This window comes from Bacillus sp. FS02 (assembly GCF_024398395.1).
In the GTDB taxonomy this organism is placed as follows: domain Bacteria; phylum Bacillota; class Bacilli; order Bacillales; family Bacillaceae; genus Bacillus; species Bacillus altitudinis.
Genome location: NZ_CP074101.1, coordinates 3,150,285 through 3,175,952 on the forward strand (window position 1 = coordinate 3,150,285; position 25,668 = coordinate 3,175,952).

Annotated in this window: 20 protein-coding genes, 1 pseudogene and 1 other annotated feature; of the genes and pseudogenes, 19 read left to right on the forward strand and 2 right to left on the reverse strand. The window is 42.1% G+C overall.

Annotated elements, in window-relative coordinates:
• The first annotated feature begins 76 nt into the window (after positions 1–76).
• From tig to yihA, 5 genes and pseudogenes are all read left to right on the forward strand, one after another.
• Positions 77–1,351, forward strand: coding sequence for a trigger factor (gene tig, locus KFQ09_RS16080; RefSeq protein ID WP_008342839.1), 1,275 nt, complete (start codon positions 77–79; stop codon positions 1,349–1,351).
• Between the two features lie 251 nt (positions 1,352–1,602).
• Positions 1,603–2,868: an ATP-dependent protease ATP-binding subunit ClpX gene (clpX, locus tag KFQ09_RS16085; protein WP_017358145.1), complete on the forward strand. Its 1,266-nt coding sequence runs from the start codon at positions 1,603–1,605 to the stop codon at positions 2,866–2,868.
• A 138-nt stretch (positions 2,869–3,006) separates the two neighbouring features.
• Positions 3,007–4,667: pseudogene (lonB, locus tag KFQ09_RS16090) on the forward strand (ATP-dependent protease LonB).
• A gap of 171 nt (positions 4,668–4,838) precedes the next feature.
• The gene (gene lon / locus KFQ09_RS16095; RefSeq protein ID WP_007501564.1) at positions 4,839–7,163 is read left to right on the forward strand and encodes an endopeptidase La; all 2,325 of its coding nucleotides are present in this window, start codon (positions 4,839–4,841) and stop codon (positions 7,161–7,163) included.
• Positions 7,160–7,747, forward strand: coding sequence for a ribosome biogenesis GTP-binding protein YihA/YsxC (gene yihA / locus KFQ09_RS16100; protein ID WP_007501562.1), 588 nt, complete (start codon positions 7,160–7,162; stop codon positions 7,745–7,747). Before lon ends, yihA begins: the two co-directional genes overlap by 4 nt.
• A 43-nt stretch (positions 7,748–7,790) precedes the next feature.
• Here the strand turns inward: yihA and KFQ09_RS16105 are convergent, their stop codons facing one another.
• Complete coding sequence (locus KFQ09_RS16105; protein ID WP_136944760.1) at positions 7,791–8,276, reverse strand: hypothetical protein; 486 nt, start codon at positions 8,274–8,276, stop codon at positions 7,791–7,793.
• Positions 8,277–8,516: 240 nt separating this feature from the next.
• Here KFQ09_RS16105 and hemA point away from each other — a divergent pair, with 240 nt between their 5' ends.
• From hemA to ysxE, 8 genes are all read left to right on the forward strand, one after another.
• Entirely contained in the window at positions 8,517–9,842 is a 1,326-nt protein-coding gene (gene hemA, locus KFQ09_RS16110) for a glutamyl-tRNA reductase (RefSeq protein WP_255836248.1), read from the forward strand.
• Between the two features lie 50 nt (positions 9,843–9,892).
• A complete protein-coding gene (locus KFQ09_RS16115; protein ID WP_008342830.1) occupies positions 9,893–10,723 on the forward strand; it encodes a cytochrome c biogenesis protein in 831 nt (276 codons plus the stop codon).
• A 37-nt stretch (positions 10,724–10,760) separates the two neighbouring features.
• Positions 10,761–11,696 (forward strand): hydroxymethylbilane synthase, encoded by a 936-nt coding sequence (gene hemC / locus KFQ09_RS16120; RefSeq protein ID WP_236809990.1) that lies wholly within the window; start codon positions 10,761–10,763, stop codon positions 11,694–11,696.
• Positions 11,693–12,484: a uroporphyrinogen-III synthase gene (locus KFQ09_RS16125; RefSeq protein WP_007501556.1), complete on the forward strand. Its 792-nt coding sequence runs from the start codon at positions 11,693–11,695 to the stop codon at positions 12,482–12,484. Before hemC ends, KFQ09_RS16125 begins: the two co-directional genes overlap by 4 nt.
• Positions 12,481–13,452 (forward strand): porphobilinogen synthase, encoded by a 972-nt coding sequence (hemB, locus tag KFQ09_RS16130; protein WP_007501555.1) that lies wholly within the window; start codon positions 12,481–12,483, stop codon positions 13,450–13,452. The genes KFQ09_RS16125 and hemB overlap by 4 nt, the downstream gene beginning before the upstream one ends.
• 27 nt (positions 13,453–13,479) lie before the next feature.
• Positions 13,480–14,772, forward strand: a complete 1,293-nt coding sequence (gene hemL / locus KFQ09_RS16135) for a glutamate-1-semialdehyde 2,1-aminomutase (RefSeq protein ID WP_007501554.1) — start codon at positions 13,480–13,482, stop codon at positions 14,770–14,772.
• 331 nt (positions 14,773–15,103) lie between these two features.
• The gene (locus KFQ09_RS16140; protein ID WP_255835820.1) at positions 15,104–16,324 is read left to right on the forward strand and encodes a LysM peptidoglycan-binding domain-containing protein; all 1,221 of its coding nucleotides are present in this window, start codon (positions 15,104–15,106) and stop codon (positions 16,322–16,324) included.
• Between the two features lie 37 nt (positions 16,325–16,361).
• Complete coding sequence (gene ysxE / locus KFQ09_RS16145) at positions 16,362–17,393, forward strand: spore coat protein YsxE (RefSeq protein ID WP_255835821.1); 1,032 nt, start codon at positions 16,362–16,364, stop codon at positions 17,391–17,393.
• A gap of 74 nt (positions 17,394–17,467) precedes the next feature.
• Here ysxE and KFQ09_RS16150 read toward each other — a convergent pair whose 3' ends face one another.
• On the reverse strand, positions 17,468–17,656 hold the full coding sequence (locus tag KFQ09_RS16150; protein WP_003216497.1) for a hypothetical protein: 189 nt from the start codon (positions 17,654–17,656) through the stop codon (positions 17,468–17,470).
• Between the two features lie 169 nt (positions 17,657–17,825).
• Positions 17,826–18,055, forward strand: a binding site (T-box leader).
• A 60-nt stretch (positions 18,056–18,115) separates the two neighbouring features.
• Here KFQ09_RS16150 and KFQ09_RS16155 point away from each other — a divergent pair.
• The 6 genes from KFQ09_RS16155 (at position 18,116) to radC (ending at position 25,653) form a co-directional block, all read left to right on the forward strand.
• The gene (locus KFQ09_RS16155) at positions 18,116–20,758 is read left to right on the forward strand and encodes a valine--tRNA ligase (RefSeq protein ID WP_072367476.1); all 2,643 of its coding nucleotides are present in this window, start codon (positions 18,116–18,118) and stop codon (positions 20,756–20,758) included.
• A 65-nt stretch (positions 20,759–20,823) separates the two neighbouring features.
• Positions 20,824–22,128: a bifunctional folylpolyglutamate synthase/dihydrofolate synthase gene (locus KFQ09_RS16160; RefSeq protein WP_255835822.1), complete on the forward strand. Its 1,305-nt coding sequence runs from the start codon at positions 20,824–20,826 to the stop codon at positions 22,126–22,128.
• 149 nt (positions 22,129–22,277) lie between these two features.
• On the forward strand, positions 22,278–23,009 hold the full coding sequence (locus KFQ09_RS16165; protein WP_182489286.1) for a prepilin peptidase: 732 nt from the start codon (positions 22,278–22,280) through the stop codon (positions 23,007–23,009).
• Complete coding sequence (locus KFQ09_RS16170) at positions 22,990–24,183, forward strand: SPOR domain-containing protein (RefSeq protein ID WP_099496651.1); 1,194 nt, start codon at positions 22,990–22,992, stop codon at positions 24,181–24,183. Before KFQ09_RS16165 ends, KFQ09_RS16170 begins: the two co-directional genes overlap by 20 nt.
• A gap of 177 nt (positions 24,184–24,360) precedes the next feature.
• Positions 24,361–24,930, forward strand: coding sequence for a Maf family protein (locus KFQ09_RS16175; protein WP_007501543.1), 570 nt, complete (start codon positions 24,361–24,363; stop codon positions 24,928–24,930).
• A 48-nt stretch (positions 24,931–24,978) separates the two neighbouring features.
• The gene (radC, locus tag KFQ09_RS16180; protein ID WP_026050121.1) at positions 24,979–25,653 is read left to right on the forward strand and encodes a RadC family protein; all 675 of its coding nucleotides are present in this window, start codon (positions 24,979–24,981) and stop codon (positions 25,651–25,653) included.
• Positions 25,654–25,668: the final 15 nt, after the last annotated feature.

The following is a 25,668-nucleotide window of genomic DNA, read 5'->3' on the forward strand; positions in this document are numbered from 1 at the left end:
TGATTGGACGAAGTCTTTATGATGCTTTAGAATGTAACAACGCACAATCTGAATAGATTTTTGGAGGGAAACACACATGTCAGTAAAATGGGAAAAACAAGAAGGTAACGAAGGTGTCTTAACAGTAGAAGTTGACGCTGAAACATTTAACAAAGCACTTGATGATGCATTTAAGAAAGTAGTTAAGCAAGTATCAATCCCTGGATTCCGTAAAGGGAAAGTACCACGTGGTCTTTTCGAGCAGCGTTTTGGAGTAGAATCTCTTTATCAAGATGCACTAGATATTCTTCTTCCAGTTGAATATCCGAAAGCAATCGACGAAGCTGGTATCGAGCCGGTTGACCGCCCTGAAATCGATGTTGAGAAAATCGAAAAAGGCGAAAGCTTAATCTTCACTGCAAAAGTAACAGTGAAGCCAGAAGTAAAACTTGGTGACTACAAAGGTCTTAACGTAGAAAAAGACGACACATCTGTATCTGATGAAGATGTCCAAGAAGAGTTAAAAGCTATGCAAAACCGTCAAGCTGAGCTTGTTGTCAAAGAAGAAGGCGCAATCGAAAACGGCGATACAGTTGTTCTAGATTTCGAAGGATTCGTTGATGGAGAAGCATTCGAAGGCGGAAAAGCTGAGAACTACTCTCTTGAAGTAGGTTCTGGTTCATTCATCCCTGGTTTCGAAGAGCAATTGGTTGGTCTTGAAGCAGGTGCAGAAAAAGACGTTGAAGTGACATTCCCTGAAGAATATCATGCTGAAGACCTTGCAGGTAAACCAGCTGTATTCAAAGTGAAAATTCATGAAATCAAAGCAAAAGAACTTCCAGCACTTGACGATGAGTTCGCTAAAGATGTTGATGAGGAAGTTGAAACGATTGCTGAATTAACTGAAAAAACGAAGAAACGTCTTGAAGAAGCAAAAGAAAACGAAGCAGAAGGCAAACTTCGTGAAGAGCTAGTAGCAAAAGCTTCTGAAAATGCGGAAGTTGACGTTCCTCAAGCGATGGTTGACACTGAGCTAGACCGCATGATGAAAGAATTCGAACAACGTCTTCAAATGCAAGGGATGAACCTTGAGCTTTACTTCCAGTTCTCTGGACAAGATGAAGATGCGCTAAAAGAGCAAATGAAAGAAGATGCTGCTAAACGCGTAAAATCTAATCTTACTCTTGAAGCAATTGCTGCTGCAGAAGACCTACAAGTGTCTGATGAAGAAGTGGAAGAAGAACTTTCAAAAATGGCTGAAGCATACAACATGCCTATTGAAAATATCAAACAAGCGATCGGTTCTACTGAAGCAATGAAAGAAGATTTAAAAGTTCGTAAAGCAATTGATTTTCTTGTAGAAAACCGTTAATATGGTGCATAATAATAAAACAGGGCGCGAGTGACTCGTGCCTTGTTTTGTACAATTTTTGACTTATCATCGCTTCTTTTGGAAACGATAGTGTAAGTCGCATCTTTCTGTCATACATATCTCAATGTGCAGTGTTACAAACACATCATTACCGTCTTTTAGGAAAGTATGGTAAAATGCATACATACTGGACCCAGAAGGGTAGCTGACTGTTAGCTACAGGCAAGTGAAGAAGAATAAGGGGTGAAAGAATGTTTAAATTCAACGAGGAAAAAGGTCAATTAAAATGCTCGTTTTGCGGAAAAACGCAAGATCAAGTGCGTAAACTGGTCGCAGGACCTGGCGTATATATATGTGATGAATGTATCGAGCTTTGCACGGAAATAGTTGAAGAAGAGCTCGGTACTGAGGAAGAAGTTGAATTCAAGGATGTTCCGAAACCTCATGAAATCCGGGAAATTCTTGATGAATATGTCATCGGACAAGAGAATGCGAAGAAATCCTTAGCTGTAGCGGTTTATAACCATTACAAGCGGATTAATTCCAACAGTAAGATTGATGATGTTGAGCTTTCGAAAAGTAACATTTCTATGATTGGACCTACAGGAAGCGGTAAAACATTACTTGCTCAAACACTTGCACGTATTTTAAATGTTCCATTTGCGATTGCAGATGCGACGTCTTTAACAGAAGCAGGTTACGTTGGGGAAGACGTAGAGAATATTTTACTAAAGCTGATCCAAGCAGCAGATTATGATGTAGAAAAAGCTGAAAAAGGCATTATCTACATCGATGAGATCGATAAAGTAGCAAGAAAATCAGAAAACCCTTCTATCACTCGTGATGTATCTGGGGAAGGTGTACAGCAAGCCCTTTTGAAAATTCTTGAAGGAACAGTTGCTAGTGTACCGCCTCAAGGTGGACGTAAACATCCTCATCAAGAATTCATTCAAATTGATACAACAAATATCCTCTTCATTTGTGGTGGAGCCTTTGACGGCATTGAGCAAATCATCAAACGCCGCCTAGGTCAAAAAGTGATTGGATTCGGTGCGGAAAATAAAATTGAAGATCTTGAAAAAGAAGTCCTTCTATCAAAAGTTCTGCCAGAAGACTTACTTCGCTTCGGTTTAATCCCAGAATTCATCGGTCGTCTTCCGGTTATTGCAAGCCTAGAGCCGTTAGATGAAAAAGCACTTGTAGAAATCTTGACGAAGCCTAAAAATGCGCTCGTTAAGCAATATACAAAAATGCTTGAGCTTGATGATGTTGAGCTTGAGTTTGAAGAAGATGCTCTTAGCGAAATTGCGAAAAAAGCAATTGAGCGTAAAACAGGAGCTCGTGGTCTTCGCTCCATCATTGAAGGCATCATGCTTGATGTGATGTTTGATCTTCCATCTCGTGATGATATTGAGAAATGTGTCATTACTGGTGAAACGGTTGCTGATGGTGAGCCGCCACGTCTTGTCTTAAAAGACGGTACAGTCGTGAATAAAGATACAAAAACATCAGCATAAGCCCATTTGATGACTCCTGAATCTTTTGATTCAGGAGTTTTTTATTTATCGTGGAAGTTGTGTTTATTCCGTCCAGCTCTAGGAAATACTAGCAGACAGAAACCAATACATAACGATAGATGAAGGAGGGAGCACCGATTGAGCTGGACAGGAATCGTATTATTCATACAACTGTTCTTTGGTATCGTCATCGGGTTGTACTTTTGGAACTTACTGAAAAATCAGCGCACACAAAAGGTGACGATCGATAAAGAATCAAAGAAAGAAATGGAAGCACTCAGAAAGATGCGATCCATTAAACTGAGTGAACCTTTATCAGAGAGAGTCCGGCCAAAGGGGTTTCAAGATATTGTAGGGCAGGAAGACGGTATACGTGCACTTAAAGCTGCCCTGTGTGGACCGAACCCGCAACATGTCATCGTCTACGGGCCGCCTGGTGTTGGAAAAACAGCTGCTGCTCGTCTAGTGATGGAAGAGGCGAAGCGTCACGCTGATTCACCATTTAAAAAAGATGCAGTATTTGTTGAGCTTGATGCCACAACGGCAAGATTTGATGAACGAGGCATCGCAGACCCTTAATTGGTTCCGTACATGATCCCATTTATCAAGGAGCAGGGGCCATGGGACAGGCAGGCATTCCGCAGCCGAAACAAGGAGCCGTCACACATGCTCATGGCGGCGTTCTCTTTATCGATGAAATTGGAGAACTACATCCGATTCAAATGAACAAAATGCTCAAAGTGCTAGAAGATCGAAAAGTGTTTTTAGATAGTGCTTATTATAGTGAAGAAAATACACAAATCCCGAATCACATCCATGATATTTTTCAAAATGGGTTGCCCGCTGATTTTCGACTGATTGGCGCCACGACAAGAACACCGGACGAGATTCCGCCGGCTATTCGATCAAGATGTTTGGAGATTTTCTTCAAGGATTTGGATCAGCATGAGCTGAAAATTGTTGCAGCTAAAGCAGTCGAGAAAATACAGAAGGAATTAAGTGACGAAGGACTGAACCTGTTAACATCCTATGTGAAAAATGGACGTGAAGCGGTCAACATGGTACAGATTGCCGCAGGTATGGCTGTAACTGAAAACCGAAAGGATATTACGATTGCCGATGTAGAATGGGTCATTCATTCAAGCCAGCTGACACCAAGATATGAACAAAAAGTACCGGAAAAGCCAAAGGTAGGAGTAGTAAATGGTCTTGCCGTGTATGGACCGAACAGCGGGGCTCTGCTTGAAATTGAAGTGAACATTTGTAAAGCGCTTGAAAAAGGCAGTATCAATATTACAGGTATTGCGGAAGAAGAAAGCATCGGCAATCAGTCTAAATCGATCAGACGGAAAAGTATGGCGAAGGGCTCAGTTGAAAATGTCTTAACCGTGCTTCGAAACTTAGGCATACGAACAAATGAATATGATATCCACATTAATTTTCCGGCTGGTGCCCCGATTGATGGGCCGTCTGCTGGAATTGCGATGGCCACAGCCATTTTCTCAGCCATTCATCAAATCCCGATTGATCATTTAACGGCGATGACCGGTGAGATTGGATTACAAGGTCAGGTGAAGCCGATTGGCGGTGTCATACCAAAAATCAAGGCAGCCAAACAAGCGGGTGTCAAAACAGTGATCATCCCTTATGACAATCAGCAGTCGATCTTAAAAGAGATTGAAGGGGTGACAATTGTGCCTGTGAAGCACTTCCAAGAAGTGCTGGATCAGTGTTTGGTCAATCCGCCAGATGAGAAGAAAGATGGACTAGAAGAAGAAATGAAAAGGAAATCTGTTTAATCCCCATCTCATATGGGGATTTTTTAGTGAAATAGATCTTTTTTTCTTTTTCAAGATAAAAAGAAAGGGTATACTACGGTAAGATCATCATTTCTCAAGTCTTTTACATTGTACAAGACTGAAACAGGTATATTATAATGATTCATACTAGTGACGGAGGTGTCTATCAACATGGCAGATGAAATCAAAAAGAATGTTCCGCTCCTTCCACTGCGAGGCTTGCTTGTTTATCCAACAATGGTCTTGCATTTGGACGTTGGGCGCGAAAAGTCTGTTCAAGCATTAGAACAGGCCATGATGAACGATCATATGATTTTTCTAGCAACACAGCGGGAAATTTCAATAGATGAACCAGGTGAAGAGGAAATTTTCAAAGTCGGCACCTACACAAAAATTAAACAAATGCTGAAGCTGCCAAATGGAACGATCCGTGTGCTCGTCGAAGGCTTAAATCGAGCGCAGATCGAATCCTACATGGAGCTAGAAGACTATACGTCAGTCGATATTAAAGAGTTGACAGAAGAAGAATTAAAGGACGCAGAAGCAGAAGCACTCATGCGCACTTTGTTAGATCATTTTGATCAGTACATAAAAATTTCAAAAAAAATCTCAGCTGAAACATATGCAACGGTGACGGATATTGAAGAACCTGGAAGAATGGCGGATATCGTCGCTTCCCACCTGCCTTTGAAATTAAAAGACAAGCAAGAAGTGCTGGAAACAGTCGATGTCAAAAAACGGTTGAACCGGGTCATCAGTCTCATTCACAATGAAAAAGAAGTGCTAGAGATTGAAAAGAAAATTGGCCAGCGTGTCAAACGTTCAATGGAGCGAACGCAAAAAGAATATTATTTGCGCGAACAAATGAAAGCTATTCAAAAGGAGCTTGGAGACAAAGAGGGGAAAACAGGCGAAGTCAGTACGCTTATGGCTAAAATTGAAGAGTCCGGCATGCCAGATTCCGTTCGTGAAACGGCTTTAAAAGAACTGAACCGTTATGAAAAAATCCCTTCAAGCTCTGCTGAGAGTTCTGTCATTCGCAATTATATTGATTGGTTGATCAATCTGCCGTGGGGCACTTATACAGAAGATCGTCTAGATTTAAAGCTTGCAAGCGAAATTTTAGATGACGAGCACCACGGGCTTGAAAAAGTAAAAGAGCGGGTACTCGAATATCTTGCTGTTCAAAAACTAACAAATTCATTAAAGGGACCGATTCTTTGCTTGGCAGGACCTCCTGGGGTAGGGAAGACGTCACTTGCTAAATCCATTGCCAAATCACTCGATCGAAAGTTTATCCGTATCTCTCTTGGCGGTGTACGTGATGAATCTGAGATCCGTGGTCATCGAAGAACCTATGTAGGTGCGATGCCTGGCCGTATCATTCGCGGGATGAGCAAGGCGGGCACGATGAATCCGGTCTTTCTTTTAGATGAAATTGATAAAATGTCTTCTGACTTTAGAGGAGATCCGTCTTCTGCGATGCTTGAAGTGTTAGATCCAGAGCAAAATCATAACTTTAGCGATCACTATATTGAAGAGACATTTGATTTGTCTCAAGTGTTATTTATCGCAACTGCCAACAATTTAGCAACCATTCCAGGTCCACTTCGTGATAGAATGGAGATTATCACGATTGCAGGGTATACGGAAGTTGAAAAAGCAGAAATTGTGAAAGATCACCTTCTGCCGAAGCAGCTAAAGGAGCACGGATTAAAGAAAGGGAACTTGCAGCTTCGTGAAGCAGCGATTTACGATATGATTCGCTATTACACGAGAGAAGCAGGAGTCCGCGGGTTAGAGCGTCAGCTTGCGGCGATCTGCCGAAAAGCAGCAAGAGCAATTGTGGCTGAAGACCGCAAACGCATCACAGTGACGGAAAAGAACTTATCTGAATTCCTCGGAAAAAGACTTTACCGTTATGGTCAGGCGGAAACGACAGATCAGGTCGGCGTTGTCACAGGCCTTGCATATACCACAGTTGGCGGAGACACCTTGTCCATCGAGGTCTCACTCTCGCCGGGTAAAGGCAAGCTTTTGCTAACAGGTAAGCTCGGTGATGTCATGAGAGAATCTGCGCAGGCGGCATTCAGTTATATTCGTTCAAAAGCAGATGAACTGAACATTGATCCTCAATTTAATGAAAAGCACGATATTCATATCCATGTTCCAGAGGGGGCGGTTCCAAAGGACGGGCCATCAGCTGGTATTACCATTGCGACGGCTCTTGTATCAGCACTCACAGGACGTCCTGTTTCAAAAGAGGTTGGCATGACAGGAGAAATTACGTTAAGAGGAAGAGTGCTTCCGATTGGCGGATTAAAAGAAAAAGCATTAGGCGCACATCGTGCAGGACTGAAAACGATTATTCTTCCAAAGGACAATGAGAAGGATATTGATGATATTCCTGAAAGTGTGAGAGAAGGATTAACTTTTATTCCGGTTTCACATTTAGATGAGGTGCTTGAGAAAGCGTTAGTAGGAGAGGGAAGATGAAAGTAACAAAATCAGATATCGTCATTAGTGCGGTGAAACCAGAGCAGTACCCGAGCGGGGGACTGCCTGAGATCGCACTTGCTGGACGATCAAATGTTGGAAAGTCCTCGTTCATTAACTCATTGATTAATCGGAAAAATTTAGCGCGTACGTCTTCTAAACCAGGAAAGACCCAGACGCTTAATTTTTACATTATTAATGATATGCTCCATTTTGTGGACGTCCCAGGTTATGGCTTTGCCAAAGTATCAAAAACAGAGCGCGAAGCATGGGGGAGAATGATCGAAACGTATATTACAATGCGTGAAGAGTTAAAAGCAGTCGTCCAAATTGTGGATCTGCGTCATAAGCCATCCGCAGATGATGTGAACATGTATGAATTTCTTAAATATTATGGAGTTCCTGTGATCATTATTGCAACAAAGGCCGATAAAATTCCAAAAGGCAAATGGGAAAAGCATGCGAAAGTCGTCAAACAGACACTCGACATTGACCCTTCAGATGAATTAATCCTTTTCTCTTCTGAAACAAAAAAGGGAAAAGACGAAGCCTGGAATGCGATCCTTGCGAAGATTAACAGCTAAAAAAAGGCATCTGCTATATGCAGATGCCTTTTTATTGTATAAGTTATTTCCTTTTTAAAAATAATAAGAGGAGACTGACGGCAATCAATACATATGGCCAGTACAATTCAAAACCGGAAGTAGGGATGGAAAGTGTGCTAAGTTGCTTCGTAATTTGTTGAAAGAAATAAAGGAATAGACCGAGTGTGATGAGAACAACACTTTCTATTTGATATTCCTTTTTCTGTGATGATTTCATCAAAAGTGCGAGGCCGATGATGAACACAATCATCGTAAATGTATCTGGCCAGTGTTCTAATTTCGGCTGAAGGATAAAGTGTAGCGCAAGGCCTGTCATGAGCATACCGATAAACACATGAGAGGTTTCCTGCTCCTTCTTTCCTTGATATAAGAAAGCAAGGCCAAAAAGCAGTACAAGTGTATACCATTTCTCCTGATCTTTCCAAATGTCAAATTGATCTCCTGAGAGAATGGCATATAGTGCTACAGCCAGCAAAGTGAGCGGCAGCAAAATAGATTTCTTCTTCAAAGATGTCACCTTCTTATAAGCAGATCATTTGTCCGCACGCGCCAAATCTGGTAAATTGCTTGAAGTGATGATATGGCATTCGATGTCGAACATTTTTCTACTATATCACAACATTTTTGAAATCTGTTCACAATTTTTATCCAGTTAAAAATGAATATATGTTATAATCATTATAAATAATAAATTCTATATTGTAATTATTATAAATTAGACAGGGCGTTGGGGGTGCAAGCTGAAGTTATGCATATTCTTGTTGTGGGTTTAGATTATAAAACAGCCCCTGTTGAGATACGGGAACAGCTGAGCTTTGAACCGAGCGAGCTCGGAACAGCGATGTCCAAGCTTAAAGAAGAAAAAAGCATTCTAGAGAATATCGTCATCTCAACATGTAATCGAACAGAGATCTACGCAGTTGTAGATCAGCTTCATACTGGTCGGTTTTATATAAAAAGATTTTTAGCAGATTGGTTCGGTTTAGAAAAAGAAGATGTCTCTCCATATTTGAAGTTTTATGAAAATGATGGAGCGGTTGAGCATTTATTCCGAGTTGCCTGTGGACTTGATTCTATGGTCATTGGTGAAACACAAATACTCGGTCAAGTGCGCTCAAGCTTTAAAGTCGCTCAAGAGGAGAAGACCATTGGTACCGTTTTCAATTATTTGTTTAAGCAGGCGGTAACAGTTGCGAAACGCTCTCATGCGGAAACAGATATTGCGTCTAATGCTGTATCTGTCAGCTATGCGGCAGTGGAACTTGCCAAAAAAATCTTTGGACGTCTTTCTGATAAACATGTCCTTATTCTTGGTGCGGGTAAAATGGGCGAGCTGGCGGCTCAAAACCTTCAAGGTCAAGGAATTGGCCAGGTAACAGTCATCAATCGAACGTTCGAAAAGGCCAAAGAACTGGCCGGCCGTTTTTCAGGAGAGCCTAAGAGCTTGAATCAATTAGAAAAAACTTTATCTGAAGCGGATATTTTAATTAGCTCTACTGGGGCTAAACAATTTGTGATTACAAAAGAAATGGTCGAAAAAGCGAACAAACAGAGAAAAGGCAGACCTCTATTCATGGTGGATATTGCAGTACCACGTGATTTAGATCCAGCTATTTCTGAAGTAGAAGGTGCTTTTTTGTATGACATTGATGATCTTGAGGGCATTGTGGCAGCTAACCTGAAAGAGCGCCGTGCAGTAGCTGAAGAGGTGGAGCTTCTCATCGAAGCTGAAATTGTGGAATTTAAGCAATGGCTTAATACGCTCGGAGTGGTTCCTGTGATTTCTGCTTTAAGAGAAAAAGCACTCTCGATTCAAGCGGATACGATGCAAAGCATCGAACGAAAGCTTCCAAACCTCACAAATCGTGAAATGAAGCTGTTAAATAAACATACGAAAAGCATCATCAATCAAATGCTGAAAGATCCTATCTTAAAGGCCAAAGAAATTGCCGGGGAGCCGAATGCAGAGGAAAAACTTTTACTCTTTAAAGAAATCTTTGATTTACAGGTTGAAGATGAAGAGCAAAAGGCAGAGCCGATGCAGGTGGAGCAAGGGGCATTTCAGCTGTTTTAAAACAAATATGGCACAAGGCCTTGCTACAGTTGCCAGTGAGTGATTAGGCGATGATGGAATCCATTGTAGCGAGACTAGGTGAAGCGACGATCTTGATCTATGCACTCAGTGTCTTGTTCTATTTCATAGATTTTCTTCAACACAACCGGAAGGCTGGAAAAATGGCTTTCTGGTTGCTTTCTATTGTCTGGCTGCTGCAAACAGTCTACATGTTTTATATTATGATGGAAACAGACCGATTCCCTGTGTTGAATGTAGCAGAGGGGTTATATTTTTATACGTGGGTGCTTGTGACATTGTCACTTGTTTTGACAAAAGTATTACGTGTTGAATTTATTGTCTTTTTTACAAATGTGATTGGTTTTTCCATGATGGCGATTCACACCTTTACACCATCCGATCTTCATTCTGCCGAACTGACAGGAAAGCTGACGAGTGAGCTGCTCGTCATTCATATTACGATGGCCATTTTATCATACGGCGCTTTTTCACTTTCATTTGCTTTTTCACTCCTCTATCTATTTCAATATCGTTTGCTGAAAAAGAAAAAGTGGGGAAAATGGCTTTTGAGAATTGAAGACTTATCAAAGCTTGATCACATGGCGTATGTCTTAAATATTATTGGCGTGCCGATGCTCTTGCTTAGTTTAATTCTTGGCATTATATGGGCATATATCTCGTATGATACGTTGTACTGGACAGATGCAAAGGTGCTCGGTTCGTTTATTATGCTGTTTTTATACGGCTTTTACTTATACATTAGACTGGTGAGAAATATGCAGGGCAAAATCGTGGCGCGATGGAATGTCGCTTCATTTCTTGTGCTGATGATCAATTATTTTCTGCTTGGTAGCTTATCAACCTTTCATTGGTTTCAATAATGATGAGTCTTAAGGGCATTGTCGGGAGGAAGACGTAATGCGTACAATTAAAGTAGGTTCTAGACGAAGCAAACTTGCGATTACACAAACAAAATGGGTCATTCAAAAGTTGTCTGAACTAAACCCTTCTTATTCTTTTGAAATTAAAGAGATTGTGACAAAGGGTGATCAAATTTTAGATGTGACCTTATCAAAGGTTGGCGGAAAAGGTCTGTTTGTTAAAGAGATTGAACAAGCAATGCTGAACCATGATATCGATATGGCAGTACACAGCATGAAAGATATGCCGGCCTCTCTTCCGGAAGGTTTAGTCATCGGCTGTATTCCTGAGCGTGAAGATGTGCGGGATGCGTTGATTTCAAAGGATCATCTCCGTCTTCATGAACTACCAAAGGGAGCGGTTGTGGGAACGAGCAGCTTACGGCGCAGTGCCCAGCTTCTTCAGAAGAGACCAGATCTTGAGATTAAATGGATCCGTGGAAACATTGATACGAGACTCGAAAAACTGAAAAATGAAGAGTATGATGCGATTATTCTAGCGGCTGCCGGATTGTCTAGAATGGGCTGGAGTCAAGAAGTCGTGTCGGAATTTTTATCTCCTGATACTTGCCTTCCTGCTGTGGGGCAGGGCGCATTGTCGATAGAATGTCGGGGAGATGACGAAGAGCTCTTGCAGCTGTTAGCTCAATTCACAAATGAGTATACAAAGAAAACGGTCCTTGCTGAAAGAGCCTTCCTTAAGCAAATGGATGGAAGCTGTCAAGTGCCGATCGCTGGTTACGCAACGATGAATGAGCGTGATGAAATTGAATTGACAGGTCTTGTGGCATCTGCGGACGGCCATACGATTATTCGAGAAACCGTAACAGGTACTGACCCTGAGGCAATCGGAACAGCATGTGCGAAGCAAATGGCGGTTAAGGGAGCAAAAGATTTGATCGACAAGGTGAAAAAGGATCTGTCTTCCCAATGACGATAGCCAAATCGCTTTACGGACAGACGGTGCTTGTCACTCGAAATGAACGTCAAGCGGGTGCGTTTCAGCAGAAAATTGAAGCGCTGAACGGCCATGCTGTTTTAACCTCTCTTATCAGGTTTGAACCAACGCTGACAAAAGAAAAAGCGAAGGCATTTTTAGAAGATTTAGAAGCAAGCCATTGGCTTGTGTTTACAAGTGTAAATGGTGCGTCTTTTTTTCTTAGTTATATAGAGAAGCATCAATTACATCAAAGCTTATCCCACTTGAAAGTGGCGGCCGTAGGTGAAAAAACATCTGCCTATCTGATGCAGCACGGCCTAAAAGTGGATGTGGTTCCAGAACGTTTTATAGCAGAAGAACTGGCAGATGCTTTAATTGATCATGTACACCCAGAAGAATGTGTCTTTGTAGCAAAAGGCCATCTGTCACGAGATGTGGTGAAGAATACCCTCGTTCCGCTTGGCATTGATGTAAAAGAGTGGATTATATATGAAACAGTGAAGGATGAGGACGGAATTATCGCACTCAAGTCGGCAATGATGGAGCAATCATTTGATTTTATTACATTTACAAGCTCCTCCACTGTTCATTCTTTTATGCACGCCATGGAGGCTGATATCGATAGATTAGCTGCATCAGACACATGTTTTGTGAGCATCGGTCCTCTTACACAAGAGGCACTGCTTCAATACGGGATTTCTTCTGAAACCCCAGATACTTATACGATAGACGGGATGCTTGATTTGATGTGCCGTTTATCTGAAAGGAAGTTGAACCAATGATGAAATTTAACAGACACCGCAGATTGCGTACAAGCGCAGGAATGAGAGAATTGGTGAGAGAAACATTTTTAAGACCCTCTGATTTCATTTATCCCATCTTTTTTGTAGAGGGAGAGAATGTCCGGAAAGAAGTCCCTTCAATGCCGGGTGTCTATCACATTTCAGTTGATCTTGTGAAAGAAGAAGTCCAAGAGCTTGTTGACCTTGGGATTAAATCTATCATTGTTTTTGGGGTACCAGACCATAAAGACCATGTAGGCAGTGAAGCTTATCACGATCATGGGATTGTTCAAAGAGCAACGCTTGAAATCAAAAAGCATTTCCCTGAGCTTGTGGTCATTGCTGATACTTGCTTATGCCAATATACAGATCACGGACATTGCGGAATCGTTGAAGATGGAGAAATTTTAAATGATGAATCTCTTCAGCTCTTAGCGAAAACCGCTGTCAGTCAGGCTCGTGCAGGTGCAGATATCATTGCTCCATCAAACATGATGGATGGCTTTGTTATCGCAATTCGTGAGGCGCTTGATGAGGCCGGCTTTGTTCATGTGCCTGTCATGTCATATGCTGTGAAATATGCAAGTGCTTTTTACGGTCCGTTTCGTGATGCGGCGCATAGCACACCGCAGTTTGGAGATCGTAAAACGTATCAAATGGACCCTGCAAACCGCTTAGAAGCACTGAGAGAAGCGCAGTCTGATGTAGAAGAAGGCGCTGACTTCCTGATCGTGAAGCCGTCACTTTCATACTTAGATATCATGCGTGATGTGAAAAATGAATTTACACTTCCTGTTGTTGCGTACAATGTGAGCGGAGAGTATGCAATGGTGAAAGCAGCAGCTCAAAATGGGTGGATTTCTGAAAAAGAGCTTGTTCTTGAAATGCTGACTAGCATGAAACGTGCAGGCGCAGAATTAATCATTACGTATCATGCAAAAGATGCAGCAAAATGGCTCTCAGAATAAAGAACGGATAGACAGGAGGACGTTGAAATGGGACGTAGCTATGAAAAGTCAAAGCAAGCATTTAAAGAAGCGCAGCAGTTAATGCCGGGTGGTGTGAACAGCCCTGTGCGCGCATTTAAATCAGTCAATACAGACCCGATTTTTATGGAACGAGGAAAAGGCGCAAAAATATACGATATTGACGGAAATGAATATATTGATTATGTCTTATCGTGGGGACCGCTTATTTTAGGGCATACGAATGACCGTGTGGTTGAAAGCATTCAGCGAGTAGCTGAACATGGTACAAGCTTCGGTGCTTCTACTTTAGTTGAAAATGAATTAGCTAAGCTTGTATCAGAACGAGTTCCTTCTATTGAGGTCATTCGTATGGTCAGCTCTGGAACAGAGGCGACGATGAGTGCGCTTCGTCTAGCACGTGGTTTTACAGGCAGAAACAAAATTGTGAAATTTGAAGGCTGTTATCATGGCCACGGTGATTCTTTGCTTATTAAAGCTGGTTCGGGTGTGGCAACGCTTGGACTTCCGGATAGCCCTGGTGTCCCTGAAGGTACAGCAAGCAATACGATCACCGTTCCATACAATGATTTAGAAAGCATCAAAGTCGCTTTTGAAGAATTTGGAGACGACATTGCAGGTGTCATTGTAGAACCAGTTGCAGGAAATATGGGGGTTGTCCCTCCGCAGGAAGGTTTCTTGCAAGGATTGAGAGACATCACCGAACAATATGGCTCTTTACTCATTTTTGATGAGGTCATGACAGGCTTCCGTGTGGATTATCATTGTGCCCAAGGCTATTTTGGCATTACGCCTGATCTGACATGTCTTGGTAAAGTCATCGGAGGCGGCCTGCCAGTTGGTGCTTATGGCGGTAGAGCGGACATTATGAGACAAATTGCGCCAAGCGGCCCGATTTATCAAGCAGGAACGTTATCCGGTAACCCGCTTGCGATGACAGCAGGTCTTGAAACATTAAAACAGCTGACACCTGAGTCTTATGAAGAGTTTAGACGCAAAGGAGATCGTTTGGAAGAAGGCATTTCAAAAGCGGCGAAAGCACATGGGATTCCATTAACATTTAACCGTGCCGGTTCCATGATCGGATTCTTCTTTACAAACGAACAAGTCGTCAATTACGATACAGCGAAAACAGCTGACCTCGCTCTATTCGCTGAATTCTACAAGGAAATGGCTGATCACGGCATCTTCCTTCCACCTTCACAATTCGAAGGGCTGTTCCTCTCAACTACTCATACGGATGAAGACATCGAGTATACAATTGAGACAGTTGAAAAGGTATTTCAAAAATTAGCTCAGTAACCAAAAGCCGAAATGGAGACATATCGGCTTAGATCGTTGACAAAGGGTTAAAATGAACTTTATTTTAGCCCTTTGTCTTCTTTTCAGCGTGAAAGAAAACCTTTGCAGTCTAGGAAGGACGAGCACCGGAGCGGAGCGAATTTGACATTCGTGAGCACCAGCGCGCAGGACTGACACCGAATGCGAGGGTTTGTCTACACGCTGAGCCGATATGGAGACATATCGGCTTTTTGCTTTGCATAAAACCAATCATATTTTCACCGCCTCCTTCATACACCTGTATTGACATCTAATTTTATTTTGAAGGATTAGATGAAAGGAGGACACCGACTTGTCTCAAAACAATCGATTACAGTTTTCGGTAGAAGAGTCCATTTATTTCAAAAGCGGACAGGAAGTCAGTGAGCTACTGTCAATTTCTCTCGATCCTGACATTCTCGTTCAAGAAGTGAATGATTATGTTTCCATTAGAGGTTCACTCGAGCTAACAGGAGAATACAACATAAATCAAGAGGAGCTAATGGGTGAATCCAGTTCCTATGCATCATACAGGCAGGCTGATGAGGTGAAGGTAAGAGAGGACGGAACGGCTGAGCTGCTGCATCAATTTCCGGTGGATATCACGATCCCCAAGAACAAAATTAGTCATTTAAATGATGTATTTGTGTTTATTGATGCATTTGATTACCAGCTGACAGAAAGTCGTTTGCTCACGATTCAGGCTGATTTGGCCATTGAAGGTCTGTTAGATGAAGGAACGCCTGAACCGCTTGTAGGAGAGCCATATGAATTTGTCCATCGTGCTGAAGAGGAATATGGCGATGTCACTTATGAATATCAGGCGCAGTCTGAATATGAAGAGCATGAAGAAAATGCAGAACAGCAGGCCGCTTTGCAACATGAAGCGCGAACTGAACAAGAAGAGGATGAAATAGACATCGAGACGGTGATGGTGGAAGAAACAGAAGAAGAGGAGGAAAATGAGGAAGAAGAAGCCGTGGCGCTTGGGTATCGTTCCTTCCCAGAAGCTCAAGTTCAAGAGCCGCCATTCTTTGACCCGCCTAAGCTGTTAGAAGAAGAGGAGCGGGATGATACGTTCTTTGAGGTGGAAGTGAGGAAAGACCCTGAAGCAGAGAGCAAGGAAGAAGAAGAGCCGCCAGCTTATCCAGCCTTTGAATCACCTGCTTATCAGATGGAACAGACACAGGAAGAGCGGGATGACAGCTATCAGTTCGAACGATTATATGAACGTGAAGCACCAAAGGTGTATGAATCAGCTCAAGAAGCTGAGGAGTTTGAACATGACCAGAGAGAAGCGTCTGGCAGTGAGAATTCTCTTTATTTAACGAAGCTGTTCGCTAAGCAGGAGGAGGAAGATTTTTCTCGCATGAAAATATGTATAGTTCAGCAAGAAGATACGGTCGATCGTATTTGTGAGCGATATCAGTTGAATGTGCAGCAGCTCCTTCGAACGAATTCATTGTCGGTGGATGCAGAGCTTGAAGAAGGGCAGATTCTTTATATTCCTGAATATCAAAAAAGCAATGCATAGTATGAGATGATGGACCGAGAAAATGTGGTGAGAGAACGTGGATGAAATCCAATCTGTCCTATACGAATATGGGCTTGAGGCTGAATATATCGAACCTGTCAGTCCAGCTGTCGTTAGAGTGTATACAAAGCAGGGCGTATTTGCACTAAAGCGAGTAAAACCCCATCGACAAATGCAATTTACAGAGCAAATGCTTGAACTAGAATCAAAAGGCTATCGCTCCTTTGTGCCGATTTATCGCACGAAGAGCGGTTCCTTTTTCTCAAATCAACGAGAAAGCCAGTACACGTATTACCTTATGCCATGGCTGACGAATGAAAAGAGAGAAGAGCAGGACGATAAACATGAATATTTATTTCAAGAGATTGCAAGACTTCATAAACGAACAGAAGTCATGATGGACATTACTGAGCAGGAAATAGAGGCTCACTACACCCAAATGAAAAGCAAATGGGAAACAGAGAAAGACATGTATGAACGATTTATCGAGCGGGCAGAACAAACATGGTATATGTCGCCATTTGAGCTGGCTGCTGCTATGTATTTTTCAGAAGCGATGTCTGCAAGTGAATTTGCACTTGAACGTTTAGAGGATTGGCATGAGGAAATGAAAGACCAAGAGACGACACGTATTGTGTTAAACCATGGGCAATTGTCGATCCATCACTTTTTGTACAATGATGTAGGTACAGGACATTTCACCAATTTTGAGCGGTCCAAAAAGGCAGCCCCCATTTATGACCTTTTGACCTTTTACTATCGCACATTCAAAACCTACCCTACTCCTTGTCCTGAATGCACATCTTTGTTTTATACGTATCAAAAGGGAAATAAACTTCGTGAGGAAGAGATTCATTTGTTCTTGAGCTACCTCGCTTATCCGCAGGGTTTGTTTGATACGGTGAAAGCCTATGAAGCAGGCGGACAGGATGAGATGGAAAGTTGTCAGGAGCTGTTAAGGGCGTATTGGCAAATGAAAAATTCTGAGCCGATCGTCATGAAAATACACGAAATTGAGCAAGCTAGACGCCTTGAAGAAGAACAAAATGCCTCGTCATCAGAAGAGTGACGAGGTTGTTTGCTGTCAAATGTCTAATATGGGGTAATCGTTACATAAGAGTGAGCCTGCAGCTTTCAGCTCTCTTAAAACCAATCAAGATGAAAGGCACAGGCGAGAAATATGAGAATTCCTAAGATGAGGACGTCAAATGTTGTGGGAAAAATGATCGTGCGAAAGCCTTGAAATATGGCAATCGGGAGAACGACTTGGGAGGCAACTGCCCGAATTTGTCTAAGCCATGGGGGGAGTGTGTAAGGATTGATCTTTTTCAAAATAAAACGCCCTCCTTCTTTATTTTGTTATTATCATATGGGCAATAAAGCAAAGGGTGCCTGCCCAATTTGTATAAAGAAGAAGAAAAGCGGAAAAGATGATTGACGAAAACAAAAGGCATTTAGTAATATTAATAAAAGATGAGTATAAGCTGATGAACGTGATATATCGTAAGCGTGGATCAGGAAGAGTACGAGCAAGACCCTAAAGAGAGGGAAACCAATAGCTGAAAGGTTTTCTAGGATGCACTTGTTTGGAAGGTCGCCTGTGAGCTTAATTTCTTGAAACATGTAGTAGAGAAATTCGGGAGATCCCCGTTATCCTTTAGAGAGTACGGGACACGTCTAAGTGTTTCGTGAAAAAAGGTGGTACCGCGAAAAAGCTTTTTCGTCCTTTTATAAGGATGAGAAGGCTTTTTTTTATGTTTCATCAGCCGAAAAAATGTGGAGGTAACACAAATGGAAACAAATAATCAAGAAATGCCAACAAAGTACGATCCAAATGCGATTGAAAAAGACCGCTATACGTACTGGCTTGAAGGGAAATTCTTCGAAGCACAAAATGACAAAACGAAAGATCCATATACAGTCGTCATTCCTCCACCAAACGTGACAGGAAAATTACACTTAGGGCATGCTTGGGATTCAACCCTTCAAGACATCGTGACTCGTATGAAACGGATGCAGGGCTATGATGTTTTATGGCTGCCAGGAATGGACCATGCGGGTATTGCAACACAAGCAAAGGTAGAGGCAAAGCTTCGCGAAGAAGGCGTGAGCCGCTATGATCTCGGACGTGAAAAATTTGTAGAAGAAACGTGGAAGTGGAAAGAAGAGTATGCCGATTTTATTCGCAGCCAGTGGGCGAAAATGGGTCTAGGTCTAGACTATTCGCGTGAGCGTTTCACATTAGATGAAGGCTTGAATAAAGCGGTCCGCCAAGTGTTTGTTCAATTGTATGAAAAAGGATTGATCTATCGCGGAGAATACATTATTAACTGGGACCCAGCAACAAAAACGGCCCTTTCTGATATTGAAGTCATCTACAAGGATGTGCAAGGTGCGTTTTATCACTTGAGATATCCGCTTGCAGATGGATCAGGTTCGATTGAAATTGCGACAACAAGACCTGAAACGATGCTGGGAGATACGGCAGTCGCTGTACATCCTGAAGATGAACGCTATCAGCATTTGATTGGGAAAACAGTTGTTTTACCAATTACAGGCCGAGAGATTCCAATCGTCGGGGATGACTATGTCGATATGGAATTTGGATCAGGAGCTGTAAAAATTACGCCGGCTCATGACCCGAATGACTTCGAGCTTGGAAACCGTCATAACCTAGAGCGCATTCTTGTGATGAATGAAGATGGCACAATGAATGGAAACGCACTTCAATACAAAGGAATGGACCGCTTCGAATGTCGTAAACAGCTTGTGAAAGATCTTCAAGAAGAAGGCATTTTGTTCAAAATTGAGGACCACATGCATTCAGTTGGTCACAGTGAGCGCAGTGGCGCTGTAGTGGAGCCATATTTATCAACACAATGGTTTGTGAAAATGCAGCCGCTCGCAGATGAAGCCATCAATCTGCAAAAAGGTGATGAGCAAGTTCAATTTGTTCCAGACCGATTTGAAAAGACGTATTTACACTGGATGGAAAATATCCGTGACTGGTGTATTTCTCGTCAGCTATGGTGGGGACACCGCATTCCAGCTTGGTACCATAAAGAAACGAAAGAGGTATACGTTGGACTAGAAGCGCCAGAAGATATAGAGAACTGGGAACAGGATAACGATGTGCTTGATACATGGTTTAGTTCAGCGCTTTGGCCTTTCTCTACAATGGGCTGGCCGGATGCAGATAGTGAAGACTTCAAGCGCTACTATCCAACAAACCTGCTTGTTACAGGCTATGACATCATTTTCTTCTGGGTCTCTCGCATGATCTTCCAAGGTCTTGAATTCACAGGAGAAAAACCGTTTAAAGACGTCCTCATTCACGGTCTTATTCGCGATGAACAAGGGCGTAAAATGAGTAAGTCACTTGGCAACGGAATTGATCCAATGGAGGTCATCGACAAATACGGTGCGGATTCACTGAGATATTTCTTAGCGACTGGAAGCTCTCCAGGTCAAGATTTACGTTTTAGCTTTGAAAAGGTTGAATCCACTTGGAACTTTGCGAACAAAATTTGGAACGCATCCCGTTTTGCTCTCATGAATATGGATGGTTTAACGTATGATGAGCTTGATTTGACAGGAGAAAAATCAGTTGCTGATCAATGGATTTTAACACGCTTAAATGAAACAATTGAAAGTGTCACACAGCTTGCTGATAAGTATGAATTTGGTGAAGTGGGCAGACATTTATACAACTTCATTTGGGATGATTTCTGTGATTGGTACATTGAAATGGCGAAACTTCCGCTTTATGGAGAAGATGAAGCGGCGAAGAAAACGACTCGTTCGATCCTTGCGTATGTATTAGATCAAACGATGAGACTTCTACATCCGTTTATGCCGTTCTTAACAGAAGAAATCTGGCAGCATCTGCCTCACGAAGGTGAGTCTATTACGGTTGCGAAATGGCCTGAAGTGAAGCCTGAGCTTTCAAACGAACAGGCTTCTGCTGACATGAAGCTGCTTGTTGAACTGATTCGTTCTGTTCGTAACATTCGCAGTGAAGTCAACACACCAATGAGCAAACAAGTCGAGCTATATATCAAAGCATCCACATCTGATGTACAGGAACGTTTAGAGAAGAACCGTTCATATATTGAGCGCTTCACGAATCCAAGTGTGCTTGAAATTGGCACGGATGTTCCTGCTAGTGATAAAGCGATGACAGCAGTTATTTCTGGAGCAGAGCTCATTCTTCCGCTTGAAGGTTTAATCAATTTAGACGAAGAAATTGCCCGTCTGCAAAAAGAGCTTGATAAACTGACAAAAGAAGTGGAACGAGTTCAGAAAAAGCTTGGCAATGAAGGCTTTATGAAAAAAGCGCCTGAAAGTGTCGTAGAAGAAGAGCGTGCGAAAGAACGTGATTATGTCGCAAAACGCGAAGCTGTTCAAAAGCGTATTGAAGAGCTGAAAGCATAAGAGTGAAAAGACGGCTCCTAATGAATTGGAGTCGTCTTTTTTGAAAATTTCGTATGAAATGAGAGATGACATTGTTTACAACCTATCATGAAGCCATTGAATGGATTCATAGCAGACTCGCTTTCGGTGTCAAACCGGGACTTGAACGAATGAAATGGCTGATGGACAGACTAGACCATCCTGAACAAAAAATAAAAGCGGTGCATGTAGCTGGAACAAATGGAAAAGGATCAACGATTGCATTTACTCGATCCATTTTACAGTCAGCGGGCTATTCAGTTGGAACCTTCACCTCACCATTTATTTTAACGTTCAATGAACGAATTAGTGTTAATGGGGAGCCGATTTTGGACGAAGAGTGGCTGAGTTTGGTGAACGAAATCAAGCCTTTAGTTGATGAATTAGATGATACAGAGCTTGGTGCAGCAACAGAGTTTGAGATCATTACAGCATGTGCGTTTGCTTATTTTGCCCATGTGCACCAAGTAGACTTTGTCCTCTTGGAAACAGGGCTTGGCGGAAGACTTGATTCTACAAATGTGGCAGCGCCCATCTTAACAGCAATTACGTCGATTGGTCACGATCATATGGCCATTTTAGGCGACACACTTGATCAGATTGCAGCAGAAAAAGCTGGCATTATTAAAACTGGGATTCCGATGATCACGGCCGTTCATCAAGCGGATGCTCTTACTGTGATTCAACACAAAGCCGAAGAAAAGAATGCGCCGTTTATCTCGTTATATGATACTTGTACCTTTAAGGACCAGCAGCCGACAGAAACAGGTGAACGTTTCACATTCACTACCCCAAAAAGGGAGTACTCGCAGCTAGAGACAGGGTTAATCGGAACGCATCAAATGCAGAACGCCTCCCTTGCCGTTCTAATGATCGAATGGCTGGAGCAAGAAGGATATATCCATGTGCTAGATGAGCAAGTGTATGAAGGAATTCGGCAAGCGGTGTGGGCTGGAAGATTTGAAAAGATCCAAGATGAGCCTCTTGTTTATTTAGATGGTGCTCATAACGAAGAAGGAATGGACCGTTTAATCGAAACTGTACAAGCTCATTTTTCTAGTAAACAGGTTCATGTATGTTTTAGTGCGTTAAAAGATAAACCTTACAAACAAATGATCGAGAAGCTTGAAAGGATTAGTTCATCGATTCATTTTGTTTCCTTTGACTTTCCAAGAGCTGAGTCAGCGGAAAAGCTTTATGATTGCAGTCATTTAGAAGCAAAATCGTTTGATGAAGACCCTCGTGCAGTGCTTGACTTCATTCAGAAGAAAAGAGATGACCCTTCAGCAATGATTCTGGTGACAGGTTCCCTTTATTTTATCTCAGATGTACGAAGTCGTATTTTACAGTAAGGAAAAGACGCACATTGCTTCTATGCAGTGTGCGTCTTTTTTCTTTTGATATGTAGGAGAGGGGGAAAATCACTTTTTCGCAAGGTGATCAAAGGTGAATCGCTATGGTACAATCCGGTCTATTCTATTTACGGAAGGAGTCACCTAATTTGATTGATTTTTTTATGTTTTTCACAGGCATGGTCATGGGGTCATTTTTTCATCTAGTTGGTGAGAGGCTTCCAATGAAGCGGTCTATTCTTTTTCCTCGTTCACACTGCGGAGCTTGTAAAGAGCCGCTTTCTTTTCACGACATGCTCCCGCTTGTTTCTTATATTGTATTGAAAGGGTCATGTAAGCATTGTGGAACCCGGCTCTCTTTGCTTTATCCACTGGTTGAGCTGTTGACAGGCGTCCTTTTTTTACTCGTTTATAGACATGCTGGTTTCTCTTTTGAGGGCCTTTTTCTTGTGAGTCTATGTAGTTTATTCGTGATTGCTGTCGTGAGCGATCTTTTTTATATGAGAGTACCCAACGAGCTCTTTCTCTTCTTTTTTCCTCTTTTCGTCATATACCGCATGCTAGAACCACTTTTTATTTGGTGGGAAGGAGCGGCATCCCTTCTTATTTGTCTTCTTTTATTTTATAGTTTAGAACATTTCAAGCCAAATAGTATGGGGGGAGCGGATGTCAAACTATTTGGTGTGCTTGCATTTTGCTTCGGATTTAAGCCGTTTCTGATCATTCTTTTTCTTTCGTCTGTCACGGGAATGGTTTACGCTAAGGTGTTTTCTTACAAGGCAAATGAACCCTTTCCTTTTGTTCCTGCCATCGCTTGTTCTTTCTGGTTTTATCTTTTTTGTGGTGATCTGTTAAACCCAATTGGTGATTTTTTTGGATGAGAAAATTGGCGAACACTTTTTGAACCTGCCGACAAAAGTCTTGTTCTTTTTTTTATTGGCTATGTTAAAGTGTGAAACAGAAAGAAGGACGGGTTACATTCGCGCTATTTCATTGGACAGAAAGGTCTTTCTTACAAACAATGTCAGAAAGCGGGGAATGACAGTGAAAAAAAGGCAGGCAAAAAAACAAGGGTTAAAGGTCAATATTAATGGCAAGGAAGAAATGCTGCATGGAGAAGAGCATCAACCTCAAAAACAGCAAGAGGATCAAGTGACGTTTTCGAACTGGGAGGAAAAGAGGCAGTCGGAACAGGAGACAGCCGCTTCCGAGGAGGAACCGGCCAAACCGAAAGAAGAAGATTTTCAATGGGACGATGCAGCTGATCACATTTACCATTCGGATCCAAAGGTCGTCACACCTTATCAAAAGAAAAAAGGTTCTTTTGACCAGAAGTTCAGTAAAAACCGCGGTCCCTTCAAACGAGTGATGACAACGATTGTGTTTGCAGTCGTTCTAGGGACAGGCCTCGGTGTATTTGCATTAAGTTTAAGTAAAGATGGGTCTGCCAATCCATCAGGAGGCGATCATATCAGCGTCTCAGCATCTGGAAGCGGGCCTTCGGCGAAAGCTGGGGGAGATGCACCACCGGCTGATCTTGCAGATACGTCAAAGGACAATGAAGGTGAAAAAAGTGCATCAGGTCATTTTTCAACCTTTGTGGTGCAGGCTGGAAAGTTTTCTTCTGAAAAAGGAGCAGATGACTTAGTTGACAGTTTAAAAGAGGCAGGATATGCAGGTAAAAAGGTATCAATGGATGATGGATATTATGTGATTGCCGGACTTGCCACAGAACAAGGGATGACAAGTGCCGTTGGGAAAAAATTGATCGATCAGCACTTTGAAGCATGGGGAGGAAAAGAGCTCTCGTTTCAAGTGCCGGATGAGCTGACAGGTTTAATAGAGAAGGCATCTGTCTTATCCTCTAAGATGATTGCAGGAGATGATGTGGATCAAAAAGAAGTCACTCAGCTGATTTCTGAACTCGAAAATGCCAAAACAACCGATGCACCAGCTAAAAGCAGTTTGCTGAAAGCTGTACAGCTTTTAAATGACCCATCTGCTGAAAATGGCTGGAAATCTCAGCAAGCGCTATTAGATCAACTAAATACGTAAAATCATGTTTTTAACAGCCAAACTAGTCAAAAAATGACTAGTTTTTTTCTTTTGCTTCCAACATAATGATGGAGGAACATGAAAATTGCATTTTCGTCAATTGTCGGTAAGATATTCATTTGATAGGATGAATGGGTATCTTACCTCTTAGGCTAAACCCTGAAAGGATGAACAAACATGAACCAGTTAATACTCGCATCTCAATCACCTAGAAGAAAAGAATTGCTTGATTTAGCAGGGTTTTCTTATGACATTCAAGCAAGTGATTTAAAAGAAGAAATAAATCGAAACCTTTCTCCTGCTGAGAACGTCCAATGGTTGGCAGAACAAAAAGCAAATGATATTCAAAAAATACATCCCAAAGCTGTGATCATTGGTGCAGATACAATTGTTGCAATTGATGGCAAATGTCTTGGAAAGCCAAAAGACAAGGAAGATGCAGCCTCAATGCTTCAATTATTGTCAGGTAAGACACATCAAGTCTTGACTGGTGTCACGATTCAATCAGAGAATAGAAAAGAAACATTTTATGAACAGACAGACGTGACATTTTGGCCGCTTACACAAGATGAAATAGACCGCTATATTGAAACCGGTGAGCCTCTTGATAAAGCTGGAAGCTACGGCATTCAAGGAAAAGGTGCCCTGTTTGTACAAAAAATAGACGGTGATTATTTTTCCGTTGTAGGACTCCCTATTGCTAAAACAGTCAGAGTGCTTGAAACATTTGGTATCACCCCTTTTTGATGACGGGAAGGAATCAAAAAAGGAGTGTAGATCTTGAATCATTTCCCTATGCTGCTGAAGCATTTTCCTCATGATGAAAAGCCGCGCGAACGATTTGTCAAATATGGCCCAAGCAGCTTATCAAACCATGAACTTGTCGCGATTCTTTTGAGAACAGGCACAAAAAAGGAATCAGTTCTTCAAGTGTCCGCAAGACTTTTACAAACATTTGGTGGTCTTCGTTCTGTGAAGGAAGCTTCGATTGAAGAATTGTCAAAGATTCGAGGAGTTGGAAAAGCGAAGGCGATCTCTCTTTTAGCTGCTTTAGAACTCGGCACTAGATTACACCATCAAACGACGGACAATCGTTATGTGATCCGCACGCCGGAGGATGGTGCGAATTTTGTGATGGAAGATATGAGATTTTTGACGCAGGAGAATTTCGTTTGTCTTTATCTCAATACCAAAAATCAAGTTCTTCATAAACATACTGTGTTTATCGGAAGTCTAAATTCGTCGATTGTTCACCCGCGCGAAATTTTTAAAGAGGCCTTTAAACGTTCGGCCGCTTCATTTATATGTGTGCACAACCATCCATCTGGAGATCCGACGCCCAGCAGGGAAGATATTGAAGTCACACAGCGACTTTTTGAATGTGGGAAGCTGATTGGAATACAGCTGCTTGATCATCTAGTGATCGGTGATCAAAAATTTGTGAGTTTGAAGGAAAAAGGGTATTTGTAACACTTTTTTTTTCAA